At 68.4% G+C, this 23,646-nt stretch carries 25 protein-coding genes and 1 other RNA gene; 15 read left to right on the top strand and 11 right to left on the bottom strand.

Annotation, left to right across the window (positions count from 1 at the left end; translation table 11 throughout):
* Positions 1 to 36 precede the first annotated feature (36 nt).
* Both clpS and Q344_RS0104640 read right to left on the bottom strand, forming a co-directional pair.
* The gene (clpS, locus tag Q344_RS0104645; RefSeq protein WP_028285652.1) at positions 37 to 342 is read right to left on the bottom strand and encodes an ATP-dependent Clp protease adapter ClpS; all 306 of its coding nucleotides are present in this window, start codon (positions 340 to 342) and stop codon (positions 37 to 39) included.
* A gap of 69 nt (positions 343 to 411) precedes the next feature.
* Positions 412 to 1,308 carry a DMT family transporter gene (locus Q344_RS0104640; RefSeq protein WP_036538324.1) on the bottom strand — a complete coding sequence of 299 codons (897 nt, stop codon included), beginning with the start codon at positions 1,306 to 1,308 and terminating at the stop codon, positions 412 to 414.
* A gap of 315 nt (positions 1,309 to 1,623) precedes the next feature.
* Here Q344_RS0104640 and eno point away from each other — a divergent pair, with 315 nt between their 5' ends.
* Positions 1,624 to 2,898 carry a phosphopyruvate hydratase gene (gene eno / locus Q344_RS0104635; RefSeq protein ID WP_028285650.1) on the top strand — a complete coding sequence of 425 codons (1,275 nt, stop codon included), beginning with the start codon at positions 1,624 to 1,626 and terminating at the stop codon, positions 2,896 to 2,898.
* 137 nt (positions 2,899 to 3,035) lie between these two features.
* On the opposite strand, the gene Q344_RS0104630 is transcribed toward eno, so the two are convergent.
* The gene (locus Q344_RS0104630; RefSeq protein ID WP_028285649.1) at positions 3,036 to 3,314 is read right to left on the bottom strand and encodes a glycine zipper 2TM domain-containing protein; all 279 of its coding nucleotides are present in this window, start codon (positions 3,312 to 3,314) and stop codon (positions 3,036 to 3,038) included.
* A gap of 200 nt (positions 3,315 to 3,514) precedes the next feature.
* Between Q344_RS0104630 and Q344_RS0104625 the strand changes: the two genes are divergently transcribed.
* Both Q344_RS0104625 and Q344_RS0104620 read left to right on the top strand, forming a co-directional pair.
* Positions 3,515 to 3,943 (top strand): cupin domain-containing protein, encoded by a 429-nt coding sequence (locus Q344_RS0104625; protein WP_028285648.1) that lies wholly within the window; start codon positions 3,515 to 3,517, stop codon positions 3,941 to 3,943.
* Positions 3,944 to 4,019: 76 nt separating this feature from the next.
* A complete protein-coding gene (locus Q344_RS0104620) occupies positions 4,020 to 4,382 on the top strand; it encodes a hypothetical protein (protein WP_028285647.1) in 363 nt (120 codons plus the stop codon).
* Between the two features lie 156 nt (positions 4,383 to 4,538).
* Here the strand turns inward: Q344_RS0104620 and pgi are convergent, their stop codons facing one another.
* Genes pgi through zwf form a run of 3 tightly spaced genes read right to left on the bottom strand, consistent with a single transcriptional unit; the run spans position 4,539 to position 8,305 of the window.
* Positions 4,539 to 6,146 (bottom strand): glucose-6-phosphate isomerase, encoded by a 1,608-nt coding sequence (gene pgi / locus Q344_RS0104615; protein WP_028285646.1) that lies wholly within the window; start codon positions 6,144 to 6,146, stop codon positions 4,539 to 4,541.
* 30 nt (positions 6,147 to 6,176) lie between these two features.
* Positions 6,177 to 6,848 carry a 6-phosphogluconolactonase gene (pgl, locus tag Q344_RS0104610; protein ID WP_028285645.1) on the bottom strand — a complete coding sequence of 224 codons (672 nt, stop codon included), beginning with the start codon at positions 6,846 to 6,848 and terminating at the stop codon, positions 6,177 to 6,179.
* Positions 6,845 to 8,305 (bottom strand): glucose-6-phosphate dehydrogenase, encoded by a 1,461-nt coding sequence (zwf, locus tag Q344_RS0104605; protein WP_028285644.1) that lies wholly within the window; start codon positions 8,303 to 8,305, stop codon positions 6,845 to 6,847. Before zwf ends, pgl begins: the two co-directional genes overlap by 4 nt.
* A gap of 138 nt (positions 8,306 to 8,443) precedes the next feature.
* On the opposite strand from zwf, the gene Q344_RS0104600 reads away from it, so the two are divergent.
* Positions 8,444 to 9,397, top strand: coding sequence for a radical SAM protein (locus tag Q344_RS0104600; RefSeq protein WP_028285643.1), 954 nt, complete (start codon positions 8,444 to 8,446; stop codon positions 9,395 to 9,397).
* A gap of 61 nt (positions 9,398 to 9,458) precedes the next feature.
* On the opposite strand, the gene Q344_RS0104595 is transcribed toward Q344_RS0104600, so the two are convergent.
* The 3 genes from Q344_RS0104595 to Q344_RS0104585 form a co-directional block, all read right to left on the bottom strand.
* Positions 9,459 to 10,499 (bottom strand): permease, encoded by a 1,041-nt coding sequence (locus Q344_RS0104595; RefSeq protein WP_028285642.1) that lies wholly within the window; start codon positions 10,497 to 10,499, stop codon positions 9,459 to 9,461.
* Positions 10,492 to 10,848, bottom strand: coding sequence for an ArsR/SmtB family transcription factor (locus Q344_RS0104590; RefSeq protein ID WP_028285641.1), 357 nt, complete (start codon positions 10,846 to 10,848; stop codon positions 10,492 to 10,494). Before Q344_RS0104590 ends, Q344_RS0104595 begins: the two co-directional genes overlap by 8 nt.
* Before the next feature lie 315 nt (positions 10,849 to 11,163).
* Complete coding sequence (locus Q344_RS0104585) at positions 11,164 to 12,288, bottom strand: anhydro-N-acetylmuramic acid kinase (RefSeq protein WP_028285640.1); 1,125 nt, start codon at positions 12,286 to 12,288, stop codon at positions 11,164 to 11,166.
* Positions 12,289 to 12,352: 64 nt separating this feature from the next.
* On the opposite strand from Q344_RS0104585, the gene tyrS reads away from it, so the two are divergent.
* From tyrS to Q344_RS0104535, 11 genes are all read left to right on the top strand, one after another.
* Positions 12,353 to 13,648, top strand: a complete 1,296-nt coding sequence (gene tyrS / locus Q344_RS0104580) for a tyrosine--tRNA ligase (protein ID WP_028285639.1) — start codon at positions 12,353 to 12,355, stop codon at positions 13,646 to 13,648.
* Positions 13,649 to 13,655: 7 nt separating this feature from the next.
* Entirely contained in the window at positions 13,656 to 14,264 is a 609-nt protein-coding gene (locus Q344_RS0104575; RefSeq protein WP_036538321.1) for a hypothetical protein, read from the top strand.
* Positions 14,257 to 14,607, top strand: a transfer-messenger RNA (tmRNA) gene (ssrA, locus tag Q344_RS25355). The genes Q344_RS0104575 and ssrA overlap by 8 nt, the downstream gene beginning before the upstream one ends.
* Before the next feature lie 149 nt (positions 14,608 to 14,756).
* Positions 14,757 to 16,013 carry a chromate efflux transporter gene (gene chrA / locus Q344_RS0104570; protein WP_036538319.1) on the top strand — a complete coding sequence of 419 codons (1,257 nt, stop codon included), beginning with the start codon at positions 14,757 to 14,759 and terminating at the stop codon, positions 16,011 to 16,013.
* Between the two features lie 81 nt (positions 16,014 to 16,094).
* Positions 16,095 to 16,607, top strand: a complete 513-nt coding sequence (locus tag Q344_RS0104565) for an SspB family protein (protein WP_028285636.1) — start codon at positions 16,095 to 16,097, stop codon at positions 16,605 to 16,607.
* Between the two features lie 96 nt (positions 16,608 to 16,703).
* Complete coding sequence (fumC, locus tag Q344_RS0104560) at positions 16,704 to 18,098, top strand: class II fumarate hydratase (protein WP_028285635.1); 1,395 nt, start codon at positions 16,704 to 16,706, stop codon at positions 18,096 to 18,098.
* 54 nt (positions 18,099 to 18,152) lie between these two features.
* On the top strand, positions 18,153 to 18,380 hold the full coding sequence (locus Q344_RS23105; RefSeq protein WP_342342019.1) for a DUF4169 family protein: 228 nt from the start codon (positions 18,153 to 18,155) through the stop codon (positions 18,378 to 18,380).
* Complete coding sequence (locus Q344_RS0104550) at positions 18,377 to 18,604, top strand: ribbon-helix-helix domain-containing protein (protein ID WP_028285634.1); 228 nt, start codon at positions 18,377 to 18,379, stop codon at positions 18,602 to 18,604. The genes Q344_RS23105 and Q344_RS0104550 overlap by 4 nt, the downstream gene beginning before the upstream one ends.
* Before the next feature lie 47 nt (positions 18,605 to 18,651).
* Positions 18,652 to 19,068 carry a DUF4112 domain-containing protein gene (locus Q344_RS23100; RefSeq protein ID WP_084178293.1) on the top strand — a complete coding sequence of 139 codons (417 nt, stop codon included), beginning with the start codon at positions 18,652 to 18,654 and terminating at the stop codon, positions 19,066 to 19,068.
* Between the two features lie 126 nt (positions 19,069 to 19,194).
* A complete protein-coding gene (locus tag Q344_RS0104540) occupies positions 19,195 to 20,718 on the top strand; it encodes a DEAD/DEAH box helicase (protein WP_028285633.1) in 1,524 nt (507 codons plus the stop codon).
* A gap of 136 nt (positions 20,719 to 20,854) precedes the next feature.
* On the top strand, positions 20,855 to 21,205 hold the full coding sequence (locus Q344_RS0104535; RefSeq protein ID WP_028285632.1) for a PilZ domain-containing protein: 351 nt from the start codon (positions 20,855 to 20,857) through the stop codon (positions 21,203 to 21,205).
* Here Q344_RS0104535 and Q344_RS0104530 read toward each other — a convergent pair.
* Both Q344_RS0104530 and Q344_RS0104525 read right to left on the bottom strand, forming a co-directional pair.
* The gene (locus Q344_RS0104530; protein ID WP_028285631.1) at positions 21,186 to 22,859 is read right to left on the bottom strand and encodes a ribonuclease J; all 1,674 of its coding nucleotides are present in this window, start codon (positions 22,857 to 22,859) and stop codon (positions 21,186 to 21,188) included. The two genes, Q344_RS0104535 and Q344_RS0104530, sit on opposite strands and share 20 nt — an antisense overlap.
* Complete coding sequence (locus Q344_RS0104525; protein WP_028285630.1) at positions 22,856 to 23,635, bottom strand: type III pantothenate kinase; 780 nt, start codon at positions 23,633 to 23,635, stop codon at positions 22,856 to 22,858. The genes Q344_RS0104530 and Q344_RS0104525 overlap by 4 nt, the downstream gene beginning before the upstream one ends.
* Positions 23,636 to 23,646: the final 11 nt, after the last annotated feature.

Genomic DNA, 23,646 nt, shown 5'->3' with positions numbered 1-23,646 from the left:
GCGCGCCCTCTGCCCGTTGCGGTGGCAGCCCGGGGCTCATTCCTCCCGCTCGGTGGTGAAGGCCAGCGGATAGCCCGCGCGGCGCCCCGCGTCATTGCCCTGCGCGCATTTCGTCTCGGCCACCTCTTTGGTGAAGACCGCGACGACGCAGGCGCCGCGGCGGTGCGCGGTCAGCATGACGCCCTCCGCCTCGGCCTCCGTCATCCGGAAGACGCCCTGCAGAACCTTCACCACGAAGGCGCGCGGCGTGAAATCGTCGTTCAGCAGGATGACCTTCCAGAGCCTCGGACGCTCGGTCCGGGGACTGGTCTCGGTCTTCGGCAGGGTGATGGTCCGGGACATGGCCGCCTCCCGGGCCCGCATCTGCGCCCAGCCTTCCAGAACGCGCGGCCCCGGTAAAGCGCGAAGCGCTCAGACCGGGCCCGCGCCTTCCGGTGTGGCCATCGCGCGGGCGATCCGGCGTTCGCGCAGGAAGGTGTAGACGCCGCTCGCCACGATCAGGAGCGAACCCGCGATCGTCCAGCCGTCGGGCCGCTCGGCGAAGACCGTCACCGCGATCGCCATGGCGAAGACGAGCCGGGTGTAGCGGAAGGGCGCCACGGTCGAGAGCTGCCCGACCCGGACCGAGGCGGTCAGCGCGTAATAGCCGAGCGCCGTCACCGCCACGGCGGCGATCAGGTAGACGAGCGTCACCCCCTCGACCGGCGCGGCCCCCGGGCCGAAGGCCATCAGCACCGCCCCGCCCAGGACGGAGCCGGCGAAGCCCCAGGCGGCCAGCACCAGCGAGGGGATCGAGGCGGGTGCCGCACGCGTGGCGAGGTCGCGCGCCGAGAGCGCGCAGGCCGCGACCACGGCGATCAGGACGGTGGCGTCGTAGTCGGACCCGCCCGGACGCACGATCATCAGCATCGCGACAAGACCGACGGCAATCGCCAGCCAGCGCCGCCACCCGACCTTCTCGGACAGAAAGAGCGCGGCGCCCATGGTCACCAGCAGGGGATTGCTCTGCATGATCGCCGTCACGGTCGAGAGCGGCACCAGCGCGATCGCCGTCATCATCGAGACGCCGGCGACGGCCTCCGCGAAGGTGCGCAGCAGGATCACCGGCCGGAAGAAGACGCGCGAGAAGAGCGGCATGCCGAAGGCCAGGGCGCCCGCCGCGTAGACCAGCGTCGTCCCGCCCCCCACGAGCAGGATGATCTGCGCGGGCGGCAGCACGCCCGAGGCGAGCTTGACGAACATGTCCGACAGCGCGAGCCCGAACATCGCCAGCGTCATCAGCACGATGCCCTTGAGATTGTCCGCCATGTCCGCTCCTTCGCCGATGCCCCGCAGCGCTAGTCCGTTTGGGCGGGGATTGTAAGGGGCGGCCCCTGTCGGATGCGGGCTTGCGGAACCGCGCGCCGCAGCCCCGGCACCGAGGCCCTGTCGCCGCGGCCGGGATCGCGCCCTGCTTCCTCTTGCCGGAAATATCCCGGGGGAGTCGGGCCGCATGGCCCGACGGGGGCAGAGCCCCCGAAAACCCCCTGCTGTTTGCGCAAACCTCGGAATGGCCCCTTTTCCTCGGCCATGCCGCCCCTTACAAGCCGAGCCGAAACTGGTTCCGGCGAAGGGAAGCCCTCCATGAGCACCATCATCGACATCCACGCCCGCGAGATCCTCGACAGCCGCGGCAATCCCACGGTCGAGGTCGACGTCCTGCTCGAGGACGGCACCATGGGCCGCGCGGCCGTGCCCTCGGGCGCCTCGACCGGCGCATACGAAGCGGTGGAGCTGCGCGACGGCGACACCTCCCGCTACCTCGGCAAGGGCGTGCTCGACGCCATCGAGGGCGTGAACGGCGAGATCGCCGAGACCCTCGTCGGCTTCGACGCGACCGAGCAGGTCGCCATCGACACCGCGATGATCGAGCTCGACGGGACCGAGAACAAGTCCCGCCTCGGCGCCAACGCGATCCTCGGCGTCTCGCTCGCCGTGGCGCGGGCGGCGGCGGATTTCTCGATGCAGCCGCTCTACCGTTACGTCGGCGGCACCTCGGCCCGCGTCATGCCGGTCCCGATGATGAACATCATCAACGGCGGCGAACATGCGGACAACCCGATCGACATCCAGGAATTCATGATCATGCCGGTCTCGGCCGAGACCTGCGCCGACGCGATCCGGATGGGGTCCGAGGTGTTCCACACGCTGAAGAAGGAACTCGCCGCCGCCGGTCACAGCACCGCCGTCGGTGACGAGGGCGGCTTCGCGCCGAACCTCAACTCCACCACCGACGCGCTCGATTTCATCCTGAAGGCCGTCGAGAAGGCCGGCTACAAGCCCGGCGAGGACATCCACCTCGCGCTCGACTGCGCCTCGACCGAATACTTCAGGGACGGCGTCTACGACATGACCGGCGAGGGTAAGAAGCTCTCCGCGGCCGAGAACGTCGACTTCCTGGCGAAGCTCTGCGCCTCCTACCCGATCATCTCGATCGAGGACGGCTGCGCCGAGGACGACTGGGAGGGCTGGAAGCTGCTCACCGACACGCTGGGCGGCAAGGTCCAGCTCGTGGGCGACGACCTCTTCGTGACCAACCCCGCGCGGCTGGCCGACGGCATCAGGCAGGGCGTCGCGAACTCCATGCTGGTGAAGGTGAACCAGATCGGCACCCTGACCGAGACGTTGCGGGCCGTCGATATGGCGCATCGCGCCGGCTATACCAACGTCATGAGCCACCGCTCGGGCGAGACCGAGGACACCACGATCGCGGATCTCGCCGTCGCCACCAATTGCGGGCAGATCAAGACCGGCTCGCTGTCGCGCTCGGACCGGATGGCGAAATACAATCAGCTGATCCGGATCGAGGAAGTGCTGGGCGAGACCGCCGAATACGCCGGCCGCTCGATCCTGAAGTGATCCTGCGCGCGCTCCGGACCGCGCCGGCCCGGAGCGCCTGACTCAGAAGGCACAGGACTCAGAAGGCACAGGCGCAAACGAAAACCCCGCCGGAGAACCGGCGGGGTTTCATCACGTTCTGGACGTGACAGCAGGTCTTACGGGCAGGGCGCCGTGTAGTAGGTGCCGTTGCCGCGCGAATAGGCGCATTGCTGCGTCTGGGCGTTCTGGGCCACCATGGTGCCGGCTGCAGCGCCGCCGAGCGCCGCGATCAGGCGCCAGTTGTCGTTGGCCTCGAGTGCCTCGGCTGCAATCAGCCCGGCCGCCGCCCCGCCAGCCACGCCGGCCACCGTATTGGCTTGGGGGTTCATCGTGTTGGCGCAGGCCGCCAGAAGGCTGCCGGACAGGCCAAGCGCGAGGACGAAACGGGTTTTCATGTATCTCTCCTGTTACACGTCGTGTTTTACGACCGCTCAACGGCTCACCTACCATTCGGTTCCATGACGATCCAACGACATTTCAAAATGTGCATACATCCGCCGATCACCCCGCCATCGCGCCCGCGCCCCTGCTGCGTGATCCCGGAACATGCGCCGCGCACCACCGCCCGACGTCACCGCCACTTGAAGGACGCTCCATGACCGCCGACGAGATCATCACCCGCCTTGGCCTCGCGCCGCATCCGGAAGGCGGCCATTATCGCCAGACGTGGATTGCCGATGCGGCCCGCGGCACCCGGCCCGCGGGGACCTGCATCTACTTCCTGCTGAAGGCCGGCGAGCGCAGCCACTGGCACAAGGTCGACGCCACGGAGATCTGGCACCACTACGCGGGCGCCCCGCTGATCCTGTCGCTCGCGGCGAACGAGGCGGGCCCCGCCACGGAGCATCGCCTCGGCCCCGATCTGGCGGCGGGCGAGGCGCCGCAGGTCATCGTGCCCGAGGCGCATTGGCAGGCGGCCCGCAGCACGGACGGCTGGAGCCTTGTCGGCTGCACCGTCTCGCCGGGGTTCCGCTTCGAGGGCTTCACCCTCGCCCCGCCGGGCTTCGACATCCCCCGCGGCTGAGCCCGGCGAAAGGCTCTTGCCGGATCCGCCGGGCCGGTTAACGTTGCGGCACGTCCATGCCCGGAGGATCCTGCCCGTGAAGACGTTCCTGACGACGAGCTGCCTGCTGGCAGTCACCGCCCTGCCCCTTGCCGCGCAGGACGAACCCGCGCCGAGCCCCGGGCTGATGCAGCAGGCGGTGCTCTCGGAACAGCTGATCGCCCTCGGCCGCGCGCGGAACGATCCCGTGCTGATGCTGGCCGCGCTGCGGCTGCGCGCCTCGCTCGACGACACCGGCGTCGCCCCCGCGGACAGCTTCACCGACAAGGAGAGCCTGCTCGAGGCCGCCCGCGCGGCTGCCGCCGGACAGGACGCGCTTCTCGGCCTGATCGAGGATGCGGCGACGGAGAAGGGGCGCACCTTCTGCTACCCGTCCTGGGGCCGGATGATCTGCTTCTGAGCGGAAACCGGTCGCATCCGAAGAAAATTTTGCACCGCGGCGAAACTCTCGGCGCGGGCAAACGTGACTGCGTTCGGTGGCGTCAGCATCCCAAGTCTCGAAGCCGCCATTCCTCGCGACCGGTCAGACAAACCCTTCTCGGCCGGTCGCGGGGTATCACCCCAGGCCGTGATCCCGCATGTAGGCGACGAGCGCCGCGGTGGAACCGTCCTTGCCCGCCGTGTCCTTTTGTCCCTGCAGCACCGGATCGAGGGCGAGCGCCAGTTCCTTGCCCAGTTCCACGCCCCATTGATCGTAGGAGTTGATCCCGAGGATCACGCCCTCGACAAAGACCCGGTGTTCATAGAGCGCGACGATCATGCCCAGCACCTCGGGCGTGAGTTTCGGATAGGCCAGCGTCGTGCTGGGGCGGTTGCCCGGAAAGACCCGGTGCCGCGCCTGACGTTCAAGCTCGTCGCCCTCGAGCCCCTTCTCCGCCATCAGGACCCGCGCCTGCCCGAGCGGGCGGCCGCGCAGCAGCGCCTCGGACTGGGCGAGGCAATTGGCCACCAGAAGACGGTGCTGATGCGCCAGCGCGGGCTCGTGGCCCTCGGCGCCCACGAGGAATTCGCAGGGCACGACCTGCGTGCCCTGGTGGATCAGCTGGTAGAAGGCGTGCTGACCGTTGGTCCCGGGCTCGCCCCAGACCACCGGCCCGGCAGGGGTTTCGAGCGGCGTGCCGTCCATCGCGACGCTCTTGCCGTTGCTCTCCATCTCGAGCTGCTGAAGATAGGCCGGCAGCCGCAGAAGCCGCTGTTCGTAGGGCAGCACCGCGCGGGTCGGGTAGCCCAGCACCTGGTTGTGCCAGATGCCGACGAGCGCCAGCAGCACCGGCAGGTTCCCGGCGAATGCCGCCTCCCGGAAATGCCTGTCCATCGCCTGACCGCCGCGCAGGAAGGCACGGAAATCCTCGGGCCCCACGGCCAGCATCAGCGACAGCCCGATCGGCCCCCAGACCGAATAGCGCCCGCCGACCCAATCCTCGAACCCGAAGACGCGGCTCTCGTCGATGCCCCACGCCGCGGTCGCGTCGCGGTTCGACGACAGCGCCGCGAACTGGGCACCGGGATCGCGGACCCGATCCGCCATCCAGGCGCGGGCGGTTTCGGCATTGGTCATGGTCTCGATCGTGGTGAAGGTCTTCGAGGCGACGATCACCAGCGTCGTCGTCGGATCGAGCCGCTCCAGCACGTCATGCACATGCGCCCCGTCCACGTTCGACACGAAATGGCAGCGCGGCCCGTCGCAATAGGGCCCGAGCGCCTGCACCGCCATCACCGGCCCGAGGTCCGAGCCTCCGATGCCGATGTTGACCACGTCGGTGATCGGGCCGCCCTGCCCCGCGAAGCCGCCCGAGCGCAGCGCGCGGGCGAAGTCCTCCATCCGGTCCAGCGTCGCGCGGACCTCGGGCATCACGTCCCGACCGTCCACCCGGACCGGCCCGCCGTCGAGGTTGCGCAGGGCCGTATGCAGGACCGCGCGGCCCTCCGTCTCGTTGATCTTCTCGCCCGACATCATCGCCGCGCGCCGGTCCGCGACGCCCGCCTCTTCGGCCAGCCGCAGGAGCGCCGCCATCGTGCCGTCGTCGATGTTGGTCTTGGAATAGTCGAAGAGCATGCCGCCGAAGGTGGCCGAGAAGGACGCCGCCCGGTCGCCTTCCTCGAACAGCGAAAGGATCTCGCGCCCCTCGGCCGCGGCGCCGCGGCGCTTCAGGTCGTCCCACATGATGTCACTCCTTGCCTATGGCGCCGGGCCCTATTCGGCCCAATGCACCACCGCCTCGTCAAGCACCGTGGCCACAGGGGCCTCGGCGGGGGTCATCCCGGCGGCCCGTTCCAGCGCCGCGCGCTTCTCGGCGCCGGTGATGACGACGTGGATCGAGATCGCGCCGCGCAGGACCGGCGCGGTCAGGGTGATGCGCGGCTCGGGCGCGCCGGGCGCGCGCATCGCCATCAGGGCGGGCGCATCGGCGGCGAGCGCCGCCTCCAGCCGGTCCGCCCCCGGGAAGAGCGAGGCGGTGTGCATGTCCGCCCCCATCCCCAGCACCAGCACGTCGATCGGCAGATGCGGCAGCAGGCCCTCGGACAATCCCTCGAGCGCCTCTTCCGGTGTCGGCGTATCGGCCACCAGCGGCAGCAGCGTGGCCGCGGCGGCATGGCCCTGCAGCAGCCGCTCGCGCACCAGCCGCGTGTTGGAACGCTCGGCGCTTTCCGGCACCCAGCGTTCATCGGTCAGCACGACGTCCACGCGGTCCCAGTCCAGCCGCACCGCGGTCAGCGCGTCGAAGATCGGCCCGGGCGAGGTGCCTCCCGGCACCGCGAAGGTGACCCGTTCCTTGTGCCTGAGCGCGCTGCCCAGTTCGCTCGCCAGCCGGTCGCTGAGGTCGAGCGCCAGCATGTCGCGGTCGGGATATTCGGTGAGGATCATACCCGGATGTCCCTCCAGCGCCGCCCGTCGTGATGCAGCAGCGCCAGCGCGTCCTCGGGCCCGGACGAGCCGCTGTCGTAGGGCTTGGGCGCCTCGCCGCGTTCTTCCCAGGCGGCGATGATCGGATCGGTCCAGGCCCAGGCGGCGACCACCTCGTCGCCGCGCATGAACAAGGTCTGGTTGCCGCGGATCACGTCCATGATGAGCCGCTCGTAGGCGTCGGGCACGTCCTCGGCATCGGGTCCGAGCGCGTCCGCGAAGGTCATGTCGAGCGGCACGTCGACAAGGCGCATGCCCCCCGGTCCCGGCTCCTTGATGGTGACGCCCAGGTCCATCCCCTCGTTCGGCTGCAGCCGGATCGTCAGGATGTTGCGGTGCCGCCCGGCATCCTCGGTGAAGATGGAATGCGGCGTTTCCTTGAAGACCACCGCGATCTCGCTGACCTTGGCCCGCAGCCGCTTGCCGGTGCGCAGGTAGAAGGGCGTGCCGGCCCATCTCCAGTTAGAGATCCGCGCCTTCAGCGCCACGAAGCTCTCGGTCCGGCTATCGGGATTTTCGACCTGCGTGCGGTAATCGGGCTGACCGTCGCCGCCGGTGTACTGCCCGCGCACGATGTCCTGGGGTTCCACCGGGTCGAGCGCGCGGATCACCTTCAGCTTCTCGTCGCGCACCGCGTCGGGATCGAACTTCGCCGGCGGCTCCATGGCGATCAGGCAGAGCAGCTGCATCAGGTGGTTCTGCATCATGTCCCGCATGGCGCCGGACTTGTCGTAATATTCGCCCCGGCCGCCGACACCGACCGTTTCGGCCACGGTGATCTGGATGTGGTCGACATATTGCGAATTCCAGAGCGGCTCGAACAGCATGTTGCCGAAGCGGACCGCCATGAGGTTCTGCACGGTCTCCTTGCCCAGGTAATGGTCGATCCGGTAGATCTGGCTCTCGTCGAAATGTTCGGCCAGCGTCGCGTTCAGCGCCCGGGCCGAGGCCTCGTCCCGCCCGAAGGGCTTTTCCACCACGATCCGCGTGCCCTCGCCCGCCATGCCATGGGCATGCAGCCGTTCGGCCAGCGCGCCGAAGAGGCTCGGTCCGACCGAGAAATAGAACGCCTGCACGACATTGCGGTCGCGCATCCGGCGTCCCAGCTCCTCCCAGCCGTCCTCACCCATGGCGTCGACGGCGACGTAGCCCACCCGTTCGAGGAACCCGTCCACCGTCCCGGCCTCGCAGGTGGCGGGGCCGGTGTTGAACTCCGCGATCGCCTCGCGCACGAAATCGCGGTAGCCCGCATCGTCCATATCGGCCCGCGCGGCGCCTATGATGCGGGAATTGTCCTCCATCTGGCCGGCGCAGAATCGCCGGAAGAGGGCCGGCAGGATCTTGCGCCGGGCAAGATCGCCCGTGCCGCCGAAAATCACGAGATCGAAGGGATCGACCGGGATGACACGCGAGACCATGACCTGTGGCTCCACTTTTCATGCGCCGATGTTAGCGCTCACAGGGCCGGACCTTATCGCGGAAATCCGACCTTCACAACGCTGTGCGGCGTTGCAGAAAGCATTGCAGGACAACGGGCTCCTGTCCATGCTTGGACCATGAAGGATATTCCGGCCATGCCCGCGAACAAGGGCAAGTTCATCGACCCGCAGATCACCGCCGACGGCGAGGTGCGGGCCTCCGTCGCGCTGGAGGGGCTGCGCACCCTCTGGGTCAACACCGGCACGCTCTGCAACATCGAATGTGCGAACTGCTATATCGAGAGCTCGCCGGGCAATGACCGGCTGGTCTATTTCCGCGCCAGCGACCTCGCCCATTACCTCGCGGAGGCCCGCAGCCTCGGCGCCCCGCTCGAGGAGGTGGGCTTCACCGGCGGCGAGCCCTTCATGAACCCCGAGATCATCGAGATGGCCCGCCTCGCCCTCGGGGCCGGGCACCGCGTGCTGATCCTGACCAACGCCATGCGTCCGATGATGCGGCCCCGGATGCGGGCGGGGCTCGCGGCGCTGCAGGCCGACTTCCCGGGCCTGCTGACGCTGCGCATCTCGCTCGACCATCCCCGGGCCGAGGTCCACGATGCCGAACGCGGCCCGGGCACCCATGCGGTGACGCTGGAGGGGATGCGCTGGATCCGCGACGCGGGCATCGAGATGCATGTCGCGGGCCGCTCGCTGACCGACGAGACCGAGGCCGAGACCCGCGCCGCCTTCGCCGCGCTCTTCGAGGCCGAGGGTTTCGCGACCGACCCGCAGGACCCCGCGCAGACCGTGATCTTCCCCGAGATGGACCTGTCGGTCGAGGTGCCCGAGATCACGACCGCCTGCTGGGGCATCCTCGGCAAGTCGCCCTCGGACGTGATGTGTTCGGGCTCACGGATGCTGGTCCACCGCAAGGGCGCCGCGCGGCCCGCGGTGCTGGCCTGCACGCTTCTCGCCTATGACGAGGGTTTCGAGCTTGGCGGGACGCTGGCGGAGGCGTCGCGCCCCGTCGCGCTCAACCATCCGCATTGCGCCAAGTTCTGCGTACTGGGTGGGGCCTCCTGCTCGGCGTGAGGTCGCGCCGGGCGATCCATGAAGATGGCCGGACCCGAGCCCGGCCCGCGAGCGCCTCGGATCACCCGGCGACGAGCTGCCAGCCCAGCCCGGCCATCACCGCACCCGTCACCGCCAGCCCGAGATAGGCGGCAAAGACGCGCGGCTTGACCAGCGCCCAGACCGCGACCGCCGCGGGGATGGAGCTGACGCCCCCCGCGATCACGAAGGACATCGCCGCGCCGGGGGCCATCCCCTGGGCCAGCAGCGCATCCACCAGCGGGACCGCCGCGTAGCCGTTGAGATAGGCGGGCATGCCGACGAGGGCGCCCAGAAGGATGGGCCAGGCCCCCTCGCCGCCCAGCACGCCCGCCACCCATGCCGAGGGCACGTAGGTCAGCATCACGCTTTCCAGCAGGTAGGCCAGCGTCAGCCATTTGAGCAGGAAGACCGCGTTCTCCATGATCGAGCTGCGGAAGGTCTCGCGCCGGTCGGGCTCGCTCCAGAAGGCCCAGACCGGGCGGCCCTCGTAGGGTTTCTTCACCCCGCAGCAGCCGCCGACCTGCGGTTTCGCGCGCAGCGGGTCGGCGAAGACCGGGCTGCGGCGCATCAGCATCGTGACCGTGCCGCCGAAGAGGCCGAGCGCCACCGCGCCGAGCGTCTTGCCGATCGCAAAGGGCAGGCCCAGCGTGCCCGCCGTCACGATGAACATGCCCGGATCCATGATCGGCGAGGCCAGCCAGAAGGCCATGACCGCCGAGAGCGGCACGCCAAGCGCCAGCATCGCGGCGACGAAGGGGATGACCTGGCACGAGCAGAAGGGCGAGAGCCCGCCCAGAAGCGCCGCCATCAGGATCATCCGCCCCTCGCGCCCGGTAAAGGCCTTCGAGAGCAGCGTCTCCGCCCCGCTCGCCTTCATGTAGCCGATCGCCAGCACCGCGAAGAGGATCACCGGCGCCGTCCGGATCAGCGCGGCCGCGGCGAAGCGGATCGTGTCGCCCAGTTGCGCCGGATCGAGGATCACCAGGGCCAGCACCACGACGACCATCGCGGCCAGGGCGCCGTCGACCCGGCCCCGAAGGCTTCGCAGGCTGCGGGACGGGGGCGTGCTCAGGTCAGTCATCGGATGTGCCTTTCGGGCTCGGGGCTCCCGCGTCGGCGCAGCATTCGCGCAGCAGGAAGCCGGACAGGTCGCGCAGTTCCTCGTAGGCGACGGCGGCGCAGATGATGCTGCGCCCCGCCTTGCGCTGGTGGACGAGGCCCGCCTGCGCGAGGATCTTCATGTGATGGGTCAGGGTCGAGCCGGTGACGCCGCTGCGGGTGCCGAGCTCTCCGATCGAGAGCCCCTCCGGCCCCGCCCGGACCAGGGTCCGGAGCACGGTGAGCCGCTGCTCGGAGCCGAGGGCCGCGAAGGTCGAGGCCGCCCGGGCGAGGTCGAAATCGGGGTCGGTGGTGGGGTGAGTCGTTTTCATGATTCTAGAAATATAGAAATCTTTGCGGACCGCAAAGCGATATTTCGATAATCGTGAAACTGTTCGCCACCACGACACGTCCGGGTCGGCGTCGCTATCCCGCCACGTCCGCAGAGGTCTCCATGATCAGCGGCCCCCCCGCGCGTCGCCTCCACCGGTGCGCCTTGCCGACAAGAGCGCCTGTCCGCACCGGTGAACCGTCCGCAGAAGCGGTCCGTTCTCGCCAATGCGCTGTCATCCCCGGGCGCGCAACGGGACCGCGCCGGGTGCCCGGACCGGGCCGAACGACACGGACTTCACATGCCGTTCGCCCCGTCAGACCTGCCCCGCCACCCCGCGCGAGATCTCGCCGCCGCCGATCGCGCCCCGCACCCCGGTGGTGGAGGGGCACGAGGTCGCCATCCCGCGCGCCACCCGGACGGCGAGATGGGCGAAGGCCTGCGCCTCGAGCATGTCGCCGTCGAGCCCTGCCTCCTCGACCGGCACCACGGGACAGTCGAGCGCCACGGCCATCATCTCCATCAGGACCGGGTTCTTCCGTCCGCCGCCCGTCACCAGCACCCGCTCGGGCGGCTTCGGGCAATGCTCCATCCCGCGCAGCACAGCCGCCGCGGACATCCCCGTCAGCGTCGCGGCCGCATCGGCATCCGACAGCTCCCGCACCAGGCCCACCATCTCGGCGAAGGCGTTGCGGTCGAGCGACTTCGGCGGCATGCGCGAGAAGAAGGGATCGTCGAGGAAGAGCTCGAGCGCCCCCTCCACCACGTCCCCTTTCGCGGCCAGCGCGCCGTCGCGGTCACAGGCCTCGCCCCGCCGCTCCTGCATCAGGTCGTTGATCGGCGCGTTCGCGGGCCCCGTGTCGAAGGCCAGCAGCGCGCCCTCGCTCTCGGGCGCGGGCTGCGAGGGATCGACATAGGTCAGGTTCCCGACGCCGCCGAGGTTGAGGAAGCACAGAGGCTCCCGCGCGCCGATCCACTTGGCGCAGGCGAAATGGAAGAACGGCGCGAGCGGCGCGCCCTCGCCCCCGAACCGCACATCCGCCGAGCGGAAGTCCCAGACCACCGGCAGCCCGAGCGCGCGCGCCAGCGCCGCGCCGTCGCCCAGCTGGTGCGTCCCCCGCCCCCGCGGCTCATGCGCCAGGGTCTGGCCGTGGAAACCCGCGATCTCGACGTCGCGGAACCGCGACATGACTTCGGTATGCGCGCGTTGGACGACCTCGGCGGCCTCGGCGACGCCCGGCTCGCCCGGCCAGCGGCCCAGGGCCCGGCGCAGCACCTCGCGCTCCTCGTTGGTGTATTCGCGATAGGCCGTCTCTCCGAAGCCGAAAATCCGCTCCCCGTCGCTCTCCACGACCGCCACGTCGACCCCGTCGAGCGAGGTCCCCGACATCGTGCCGAGCGCCCGGACCGGCGCCTGCGGCTTGCCCTTGGGCTTCAACATGCCCTTTTCCTTCCCCTGCCTGCGGCCTATACACTGCCGCGCAACCAAATCCCGGACAAGTGCCATGACCTACAGCCCCAAATCCGACTTCCTGAACGTCATGCAGGCGCGCGGCTTCGTCGCCGACTGCACCGACTACCAGGGCTTCGACGAAGCCCTGCTGGCAGGAGTCGTCCCGGGCTATATCGGCTTCGACGCGACAGCGAAATCGCTGCATGTCGGCTCGCTGATCCAGATCATGATGCTGCGCTGGCTGCAGAAGACCGGCCACCAGCCGATCACCCTGATGGGGGGCGGCACGACCAAGGTGGGCGATCCCTCCTTCCGTGCCGACGAACGCCCCCTGCTGACGCCCGACCAGATCGACGACAACATCGCCGGGATCAAACAGGTCTTCGCGGCCTACATCGACTACGACACCGAGGCGCCGAACAAGGCGCTCATGCTGAACAACGCCGAATGGCTCGACGGGCTCAACTACCTCGAGTTCCTGCGCGACATCGGGCGGCATTTCTCGGTCAACCGGATGCTGTCCTTCGAAAGCGTGAAATCCCGGCTCGACCGCGAACAATCGCTGTCGTTCCTCGAGTTCAACTACATGATCCTGCAGGCCTACGACTTCCTCGAGCTGAACCGGCGCTACGGCTGCCTCGTGCAGTTCGGCGGCTCGGACCAGTGGGGCAACATCGTGAACGGGATCGACCTGACCCGCCGCGTGCTCGATCACGAGATCTACGGGCTGACCTCGCACCTGCTGACCACCTCGGACGGCAAGAAGATGGGCAAGACGGCCGACGGCGCGGTCTGGCTGAACGCGGACATGAAGTCGCCCTATGACTTCTGGCAGTTCTGGCGGAACACGACCGATGCCGACGTGGGCCGCTTCCTCAAGCTCTACACCGAGCTTCCGGTCGAGGAATGCGACCGGCTCGGCGCGCTCGGGGGCTCTGAGATCAACGCGGCGAAGATCATCCTCGCCAACGAGGTCACGACGCTCCTGCACGGGGCCGAGGCGGCGGCGACGGCCGAGACCACCGCGCGCGAGGTCTTCGAGAAGGGCGGCGTCGGGGACGATCTGCCGAAGTTCGACCTGACCGGGCTGAACTTCCTTCAGGGCGAGACGATCGACGCGCCGGAACCGGGCCTCTACTGCGCCGCCAACACGATCTTCGTCGAGGCGAAGCTGGCGTCCTCGGGCAAGGACGCGAAGCGCCTGATCGCCGAGAACGGCGCCCTGATCGACGGCGAGCCGGTGTCGAAGGACTTCCCCTTCGTGAATGTCGAGCGTCTGCGCGACTTCACCAAGGTCTCGGCCGGCAAGAAGCGCCACGCGCTGGTCAAGCTGAGCCAGCCGGCGTGATCCCCGCATGGCGCGTATCCCCCTGATATCGCGCCTCCTCCCCCTGCTCGCCGCCTGTCTTCTGGCGGCGGGCTGTTCGGGCTACGCGCCGGATCACACGCCCGCATCGGCCGCCCGCGAGGTGGGCCCGCTCACCGCCGAGATCGCCGCCCTCTCGCCCGACGTCGACCCGGAGGAAGCCGCCCGCGCGGCCCGCATCGCGCTCGACTACCCGCTCGAGCTCCGCCAGCGCTACGAGGTGTCGGACCCGCCGCTCGTCCACAACACCAAGGTGAACATGGGGCTGAAGCCGCGCGGGCTCTGCAAGGACTGGGCCGACGACATGGAGGCGCGGCTGGCCGCGGAAGGCTTCGAAACCCTCGCCCTCCACCGCGCCATCGCCAATGCGGACAACGCCCGGATCGAGCATTCCACGCTCATCGTCTCGGCGCGGGGCGCGGGGCTCTACGACGGCATCGTGCTCGACCCCTGGCGCTACGGCGGCGATCTGCACTGGGGGCCCGTCACCGGGGACCCGGACTATCGCTGGCTGCCCCGCCGGCAGGCCTTCGAGGCGCGGCGCGAGCGGGAGAAGGCGAAGAAAAATCTCGCCATCGGAATGCGTGAAAGCCTTTGAAATTCCGGACGGGCAGTCCTATATGTCCCCTGTCGGGCAACCGACTATGGACATAAACGCGCACGTAATAAGCGGTTCGGACCCGGGGGCGGTACCCGGCGGCTCCACCATACATCCTTTGTTGGGGGATCATGGGGCCGAAACAGGATCGACGAACGTCTAAAGGTGTTTGCTTTGTCCCGGTGAGTTACCACCGTTATCGGTACGCTAAGCATAATTGCCAACAACAATCGTGCTCCGGTTGCTCTGGCCGCGTAAGCGGTTCGAGTAATCGATCTTTAAGTCCTTGCGCTTAGCCGCGTAAGGCGGGGTTCGCAGGCACCTGGCAACAGAAGCCTGCACTTTCCCCACATGACAGACGATGCCTCGGACCAGGCGCATGCTGCGCAGGCGAAGGCCCCCCCGGTCGGTTCGCGAAACTTCTGTGACAGGCCGCCCTCCCGCTTGCCAAGGTCCGCCTCGCCCGCCAAAAGAGCGCGACCTCAACCGAGGATGCAGACCCTGGCCGCCCCTCCCGACCTTTTCCGCGCCTTCGCCCGCATCGGCCTTCTGTCCTTCGGCGGACCGGCGGCGCAGATCGCCATCATGCACCGCGAGCTCGTCGAGACACGGGCATGGCTCTCGGAAAAGCAGTTCCTCGGCGCGCTGTCCTTCGCCATGCTCCTGCCCGGCCCCGAGGCGATGCAGCTGGCCACCTGGGCGGGCTGGAGGCTGGGCGGCACCCGCGCCGGCCTGATGGCCGGCCTGCTCTTCGTCCTGCCCGGCGCGCTCGTCATCGTGGCGCTCGCGCTCGCCTATGTCGCCTGGGGCGACCTTCCGGCCGTGCAGGCGGCCTTCGACGGGATCAAGGCGCTGATCGTGGTGGTCGTCGTCCAGGCGATGATCCGGATGGGGAAGAAGGCGCTCCGCCGTCCCGCCGACATCGCCCTTGCCGCCGCGGCCTTCGTGGCGATCTTCCTTCTCGCGGTGCCCTTCCCGCTCATCATCCTGGCCGCCGCGGCGATCGGCGCCCTGCTCGGCCCGGCCGCCCCGCCCGACCCCGCGCCGCCCGGCCGCCCCGTGCCGCTGGCGGCGACGCTGCGCACCGTCGCGCTCTGGCTCCTCCTCTGGGCCATGCCGCTCGTCGCGGTCTGGCTGGCGGGTTCCGTGTTCCTGACCGACATCGCGCTCTTCTTCGCCAAGCTCGCCGTCGTCACCTTCGGCGGCGCCTACGCGGTGCTCGCCTACATGGCGCAGGAGGTGGTGCAGGGCTATGGCTGGCTGACCACGGGCGAGATGATCGACGCGCTCGGCCTGGCCGAGACGACGCCGGGGCCGCTGATCCTCGTCACCCAGTTCACCGCCATGGTGGCGGGCGCGAAGGAGGCCGGCTGGCCGATGGCGCTCATGGCGGGGGCGCTCTGCCTCTGGATGACCTTCGTGCCCTGCTTCCTGTGGATCTTCGCCTTCGCCCCGCATCTCGAACGCCTGCTCTCCGCCCCGCGGCTCGCCGGCGCCCTGCAGGGCATCACCGCGGCCGTCGCAGGCGTCATCGCCAACCTGTCGGCCTGGTTCGCGCTGCATGTGCTCTTCGCCCGCATCGCCCCCGGCAGCATGCCGCCGCGCCCGGACTGGAGCAGTTTCGACCCCGCCGCGCTGGCCCTGATCGCCGTCTCGGCCGTGCTGGTCTTCGCCCTCCGGCTCGGGCTTCTGCCCGCGATGGCGCTGATGGCGATGGCGGGTCTTGCGCTCGACGTGGCGGCAGGCTGAACCCCGCCCCCGTTTCTTCACCCCGCATCTTTCGTTTTCCTTCGAATCCCTTATGTTGGGGTCGAGCAAGTGAGGGACGCGATGTCGGCAACCATCGACTATGGCAGGCTTATGCACCGGGCGATGCGCGGGCTGATCCAGCGGGTTCTGAGCGACGTCGCGCAGGACGGCCTGCCCGGCCAGCACCACTTCTTCATCACCTTCGACACCACCCATCCCGAGGCGACGCTCGCCGACTGGCTGAAGGAGCGGTATCCGGAAGAGATGACCGTGGTGATGCAGCACTGGTTCGACGACCTTCAGGTCGGCGACGACGGCTTCGCGGTCACGCTCAACTTCGGGGACGCGCCCGAGCGGATGTTCATCCCCTACGATTCCATCAAGACCTTCGTGGATCCGTCGGTGGAATTCGGCCTGCGCTTCGAGACCCAGGAGTTCGAGGAAGACGACGAGGAGGAGGACGACGACGATCCGACGCCCCCCGCCGATCCGCTGCCGCTCCGCGACCAGTCGAAGGAAGAGCTGCACCGCGACAGGAAGCCCTCGGAAAAGCGCGACGCCGAGGTCGTGCGGCTGGATACCTTCCGCAAGTAGCGCGCGCCCCGCGGCGGGTTTCGCGCCGTGCGACATTGAACTCGCCCCCAGATCCGCTAAACCGGCTGCGACATTCCGCAGGGGAGAGCTGATCCAATGACCAAGACCCGCACCGAGACCGACAGTTTCGGCCCGCTGGAGGTGCCCGCAGACAAGTACTGGGGCGCCCAGACCCAACGTTCGATCATGAACTTCCCGATCGGCTGGGAGAAGCAGCCGGTCCCGATCATCCGGGCGCTCGGCGTGGTCAAGAAGGCCTGCGCGCAGGCCAATCTCGAGCTGGGCGCGATCGACAAGGAGGTCGGCGAGGCCATCGTTGCCGCCGCGACCGAGGTCATCGACGGCAAGTTCGACGACAACTTCCCGCTGGTCGTCTGGCAGACGGGCTCCGGCACCCAGTCCAACATGAACGCGAACGAGGTGATCTCGAACCGCGCGATCGAGATGCTGGGCGGCGAGATGGGCTCCAAGAAGCCCGTGCACCCGAACGATCACTGCAACATGGGGCAAAGCTCCAACGACACCTTCCCGACCGCGATGCACGTGGCCATCGCCATGCAGGCGCGCGACGTTCTGCTGCCGGGGCTCGAGAAGCTGGCGGCTGCGCTCGAGGCCAAGAGCGAGGCCTTCAAGGACATCATCAAGATCGGCCGGACCCACACCCAGGACGCGACGCCGCTGACGCTGGGCCAGGAATTCTCGGGCTACGCGCACCAGGTCCGCAAGGGGATCGAACGGGTCAAGGCCTGCCTGCCCGACATCCACGAGCTCGCCCAGGGCGGCACCGCCGTCGGCACCGGGCTGAACACGAAAAAGGGCTGGGCCGAGATGGTCGCGAAGAACATGGCCGAGATCACCGGCCTGCCCTTCGTCACCGCGCCCAACAAGTTCGAGGCGCTGGCCGCCCATGACGCCATGGTCATGTTCTCGGGCGCGCTGAAGACCGTCGCGGCCTCGCTCTTCAAGATCGCCAACGACATCCGCCTGCTGGGCTCGGGCCCCCGCTCGGGCCTGGGCGAATTGATCCTGCCCGAGAACGAGCCCGGCTCCTCGATCATGCCGGGCAAGGTGAATCCGACCCAGGCCGAGGCGCTGACCATGGTCTGCGCGCATGTCATGGGCAACGACGCCGCCGTCGGTTTCGCGGGCAGCCAGGGCCATTTCGAGCTCAACGTCTACAACCCGATGATGAGCTACAACGTCCTCCAGTCGATGCAGCTTCTGGGTGACTCGGCCTCGGCCTTCACCGACAACATGGTCGTGGGCATCGAGGCCAACGAGGCGCGGATCGAGAAGCTGATGAAGGAGAGCCTGATGCTTGTCACCGCGCTCGCCCCCACCATCGGCTACGACAACGCCACAAAGGTCGCGAAGACCGCGCACAAGAACGGCACGACGCTGCGGGAAGAGGCCGTGGCGCTCGGCTTCGTGGACGAAGAGACCTTCGACCGCGTGGTGCGCCCCGAGGACATGATCGGCCCGAAGGACTGACACCTCCTGCAGAGAGCATCTGAACGCAGGGGCCCCGCGCCCCTGCGTTTTTCTTTGCGCCCATGGCATCTGGACGGCACCCGGGCCGCCGCCTATCTTTGGCAGATGGCCGAACCGACCAACCTCAACCGTTTCCGCAAACAGCAGGCCCGCGAGAAAAAACGCGCGCAGGCCGATGAGAACGCGGTGAAATTCGGCCGGACCAGGGCCGAGAAGCAGCGCGACAAGGCCGAGGCCGAACGCGCAACCCGCAGGATCGACGGACACAAGCGCGACGCATGAGCCGGCCGGTCAAACGCTCGCTCACCCTGCACCAGCACCGCACCTCCGTCACGCTGGAGGACGAGTTCTGGCAGGCCTTCCGCGAAATCGCCGAGGCCCAGAACAAGGGCATCAACCAGCTCGCCACCGAGATCGACGATGCGCGCGACCCCGAGATCGGCCTCGCCACGGCGATCCGGCTGAGCGTGCTGGCCCATTATCGCGCGGCCCGCAAGGAACCCTGACCGCAGGCGGCACGTTTACCGGCACAACCGTCTTTCGGGAGCAGGCCATGGCCGACACTGCCTACAACGACACCGGGCGACGCACGCACCGCGACAGCAAGAGCGCCGCCGCCGAACTCGACCGGCTGGAATGGCTGGCCCGCAACATGGACGCCGCCTTCCGGCTGCCGATCATCGGCACCCGCATCGGCTGGGACGGCGTGCTTGGCCTGATCCCGGGCGTCGGCGACGTCGCGACGCTCGGCCCGGGCCTCTACATCCTCTACCGCGCGCACAAGCTCGGCGCGAGCCGCGCGACGCTCTCGCGGATGGCAGCGAACATGGGCGTGGATTTCGTGGTCGGCAGCATCCCCCTTCTGGGCGATCTCTTCGACATGGGATTCAAGTCGAACCTCCGGAATGTGCGGCTTCTGCGCCAACATCTTGATTTTCCGCAAGGTCACGCGCCCAAGACCGCGGCGTGATTGACCGCATCGGGAAATTGAGGTACATCCCGCCGCGGGATCGAGTAGCGCATGAGACGCAGGACCATCCGGGTCCGGATCCCTCTGATGCGGCGGGCCTGAAGTGTCCGTCAACAACGGACACACATGACCACGTTTTCTGATCTAGAACTGGACCCGAAGGTCCTCAAGGCAATTTCCGAAGCCGGGTACGAAACCCCGACACCCATCCAGGCGGGCGCCATTCCCCCGGCGCTCCAGGGGAAGGATGTGCTCGGCATCGCGCAGACCGGCACGGGCAAGACGGCAAGCTTCACGCTGCCGATGATCACCATGCTGGCCAAGGGCCGGGCGCGCGCGCGCATGCCGCGCAGCCTCGTGCTCTGCCCGACGCGCGAACTGGCCGCGCAGGTGGCCGAGAACTTCGACACCTATGCCAAGCACGTGAAGCTGACGAAGGCGCTGCTGATCGGCGGCGTCTCGTTCAAGGAGCAGGACGCGCTGATCGACAAGGGTGTCGACGTGCTGATCGCCACCCCCGGCCGCCTGCTCGACCATTTCGAGCGCGGCAAGCTGCTGCTGACCGGCGTGCAGATCATGGTGGTGGACGAGGCCGACCGGATGCTCGACATGGGCTTCATCCCGGACATCGAGCGAATCTTCTCGCTCACGCCCTTCACCCGGCAGACGCTGTTCTTCTCGGCCACCATGGCACCCGAGATCGAGCGGATCACCAACACCTTCCTCTCCGGCCCCGCACGGATCGAGGTGGCGCGCCAGGCCACCACCGGCGAGAACATCGAGCAGGGCGTGGTGATGTTCAAGGGGTCCCGCAAGGACCGCGAAGGCTCGGAAAAGCGCCGGCTGCTGCGTGACCTGATCGAGGCCGAGGGCGAGCGCCTGACCAACGCGATCATCTTCTGCAACCGCAAGACGGACGTGGATATCGTCGCGAAATCGCTCAAGAAATACGGGCTGGACGCGGCGCCGATCCACGGCGACCTGGACCAGTCGCAACGCACCCGCACGCTCGACGGCTTCCGCGAGGGCTCTCTCAAGCTGCTCGTCGCCTCCGACGTGGCGGCGCGCGGGCTCGACGTGCCGTCGGTGTCCCACGTCTTCAACTTCGACGTGCCCAGCCATGCCGAGGATTACGTTCACCGCATCGGCCGGACCGGCCGCGCGGGCCGTGACGGCAAGGCGGTGATGATCTGCGTGCCGCGCGACGAAAAGAACCTCGCCGACATCGAACGGCTGGTCGAGAAGACCATCCCCCGGATCGAGATGCCGAACGCGCCGGCCCAGGCAGAGCCCGAGGCCGCCGACGAACAACCGGCGGAGAAGCCGACCCGCACCCGCACGCGCCGCCGGTCCCCGGCATCCGAGCCGAAGGCCGAAGCCCCGAAGACCGAGGCGCCGAAGGCTGACGCAGCGAAGACCGACGCACCGAAGGCTGACGCACCGGCCGCCGAGATGCCGAATGTCGAAGAGGCCGCGCCCGCCCAGGCCGAGCGCGACGACCGCGGCGATCAGGGCGAAAGCGGCCGCGGACGGGAACGCCGGGGTCGCGGCGGGCGGCCGAAATCCGACCGCAGCGAAGGCGTGGTCGGCATGGGCGATCACATGCCCAGCTTCATCGCCCTCTCCTTCGACGAGCGCAAGGCGTCCTGACGGCCGCCCTCCCGCTCCGCCGGACAGTCATTGAAGAGCGCGCGCCGGTCCGACCGGCGCGCGCTTCGTTTACCCGGCATACACACATGGGCGGTTATTCACCGGCGCCAGACATCGGTTTCGCACGAGGCAGACCATGCAGACGCTCGCACGGTATCCCCATACAGACCGGCGCCAGCACCCGCGGGTGCCCGTCGATCTGTCATGTCAGGTGAATTTCTCGGATCGGATGGCGCATGGTCGGCTGCGCGACCTCTCGCTCGGCGGCGCCCGGGTCGAGATGCCCCTGCACGTCGCGGCCTACACCTTTGACCGCCTGACGAGCCTGCACATGCGCAACATCGGTCTGGTCAGGGTGCGCTGGCGCTGGTCGCGCGACCACCTTGTCGGGATGGAATTCCTCTCGCCTGAAGCGATCCGGCAGGCCCTGTCCCGCTTCCTCGCGGAACAGGCCCCGCCAGAGGGGATCAGGCCGACAGACGGCTGATCACCACGGTCACTTCCGGCTTCTTGCCGATCTCGTCCTGCGCGCCCTGCCGAACCACGCGGCGGAGCGCCTCTTCCAGCTTGTCATCGTCCCGCAGGGTCTTGGCACCTGCCCGGCCGAGGAATTGCGACAGGTCCTCCTCGAGCACGTCCTGAAGCGGCGCATTCGAGCGGCCGGTTTCGGACAGCCCGCGCACGTCGCACCACGGATCGCCGAGCGGCTCGTCCTCTTCGTCGATGATGACGGTGACGGTGACATGGCCGTTCAGCGCCATCCGGATCCGGTCGCGCACGATCCCGTCGAGCGCCCCGATCCGCACCGAGCCGTCGAGGTAGGTGCGCCCCGTCTCGACATATTCCGCGACCTTCGGCGCGTTGCCCGTCAGGTCCAGCATGGTGCCGTTGACGGCGATGACGCCCGGACGGCCGAGCTCTTCGGCCAGTTTCGCGTGTTCCCGCAGGTGCCGGTGCTCGCCGTGCATGGGGATCACCATCTGCGGATCGACGATGCGGTGGATCTCCATAAGGTCGGGCCGGTTGGCATGGCCCGAGACGTGGTAGAGCCCGTCGTTGTCGTCGACCACGTCCACGCCCTTTTCCGAGAAGGCGTTCATGATCGAGATCACGCCGCGCTCGTTGCCGGGAATGGTCTTGGACGAGAAGAGGAAGGTGTCGCCTTCCTTCAGCTCGACGCCCAGGTACTTGCCGCGCGACAGCTGGGCGGAGGCCGCCCGGCGTTCGCCCTGGCTGCCGGTGACGATCAGCATCAGGTTCTCGCGCGGGATGCTCGCGGCATCCTCGGGCGAGACGGTCGAGGGGAAGTCCGCCAGCACGCCGGTCGAGACCGCGGCCTCGATCATCCGCCGCATCGCCCGGCCCATCAGGCAGACCGAGCGCCCGGCGCGGACGCCCGCCTCGGCCAGGGTCTTCACCCGCGCGACGTTCGAGGCGAAGGTGGTCGCGACCATCATCTCGGGCACCGAGGCGACGAGCTTGGTGATCTCGTCGCCCAGGGTCGCCTCGGACCGGCCTTCATGCCGGGAGAAGACGTTGGTGGAATCGCAGACCAGCGCGCGGACGCCGGGCTTCGAGACCTCGGCCCAGACGTCCGGGTCATAGGGCTCGCCCACGAGCGGCGTGCGGTCCAGCTTGAAGTCGCCGGTGTGGATCACCCGGCCCGCCGGCGTGTCGATCACCAGCGCGGAGCTTTCGGGGATCGAATGCGACATCGGCAGGAAGGACACCTTGAACGGCCCCGCCTGCACCACCTCGGGCCAGGCCGAGGCGACGCGCACGGCGTTCTCGCCGATCCCGTATTCCGACAGCTTCCCGCGCGCGATGTTGGCGGTGAAGGCGCGGGCCACCAGCTCGGGCTTGCCGAGCGCCTCGTAGAGATGGCCGACGGCGCCGACGTGGTCCTCGTGCGCATGGGTGATGAACACCGCTTCCAGCCGGTCCTTGCGTTCGGCCAGCCAGGTGACATCCGCCATGATCAGGTCCACCCCCGGGGTGCTGTCCATGTCCGGGAAGGTCACGCCCAGGTCGACGAGGATCAGACGTTCCTCACCCGGCGCACCATAGCCGTAGACATAGGCGTTCATCCCGATTTCCCCGGCGCCACCGAGGGGGAGGTAGATCAATCTCTCGGCGGTCATGCAGTCCCCTGAGCCTTGTTGTAGTCGTGGATGATCCTGAGCCCGTGAATCGTCAGGAACTCGTCGAATTCGTCGTAGAGCGTGTCGCCCTGTTGGAAGAGCGGCGCAAGGCCCCCGGTCGAGATAATGCGCATAGGCTTATCATATTCGCCCCGAATCCGGTCGCAAATTCCGCGGACGAGCCCGACATAGCCCCAGAACACGCCCGACTGCATGCAGGCAACCGTGTTGGTGCCGATGACCTTCTGCGGCTTGGTCACATCGACGTGAGGCAGCGCAGCCGCCGCCTCGTGCAGCGCCTGAAGCGACAGGTTCACGCCCGGCGCGATGACGCCACCGACATAGGCGCCGTCCTCGGCCACCACGTCGAAGGTGGTCGCGGTGCCGAAATCCACCACGATCAGGTTGCCGCCGTAGCGGTCGAAGGCGCCGGCGGAGTTCACCAGCCGGTCGGGGCCGACCTGCGTGCCCTCGTCCACCCGCGGCATCCGCGGCAGCAGGCATTCGGGCCGGCCGACGACCAGCGGCCGCGTGTTGAAATAGCGGTCCGACAGGACCCGCAGGTTGAACACCACCCGCGGCACGGTCGACGAGATGATGACCGCGTTGATGTCCAGCGGGATCCGGTGATGGGCCAGCAGCGCCGAAAGCCAGACGTAATACTGGTCCGCCGTCCGCTGGTGCTCGGTCGAGGTGCGCAGCGTGCATAGGAACCGCTCGCCGTCCCAGATCGAGAATACCGTGTTGGTGTTGCCGCAATCGATGGTCAGCAGCATCGCAGCCCTCC

Origin of the sequence: Pseudooceanicola nanhaiensis DSM 18065 (assembly GCF_000688295.1) — a bacterium.
GTDB lineage: Bacteria > Pseudomonadota > Alphaproteobacteria > Rhodobacterales > Rhodobacteraceae > Pseudooceanicola > Pseudooceanicola nanhaiensis.
This window is presented reverse-complemented; position numbering and strand designations above follow the sequence as displayed.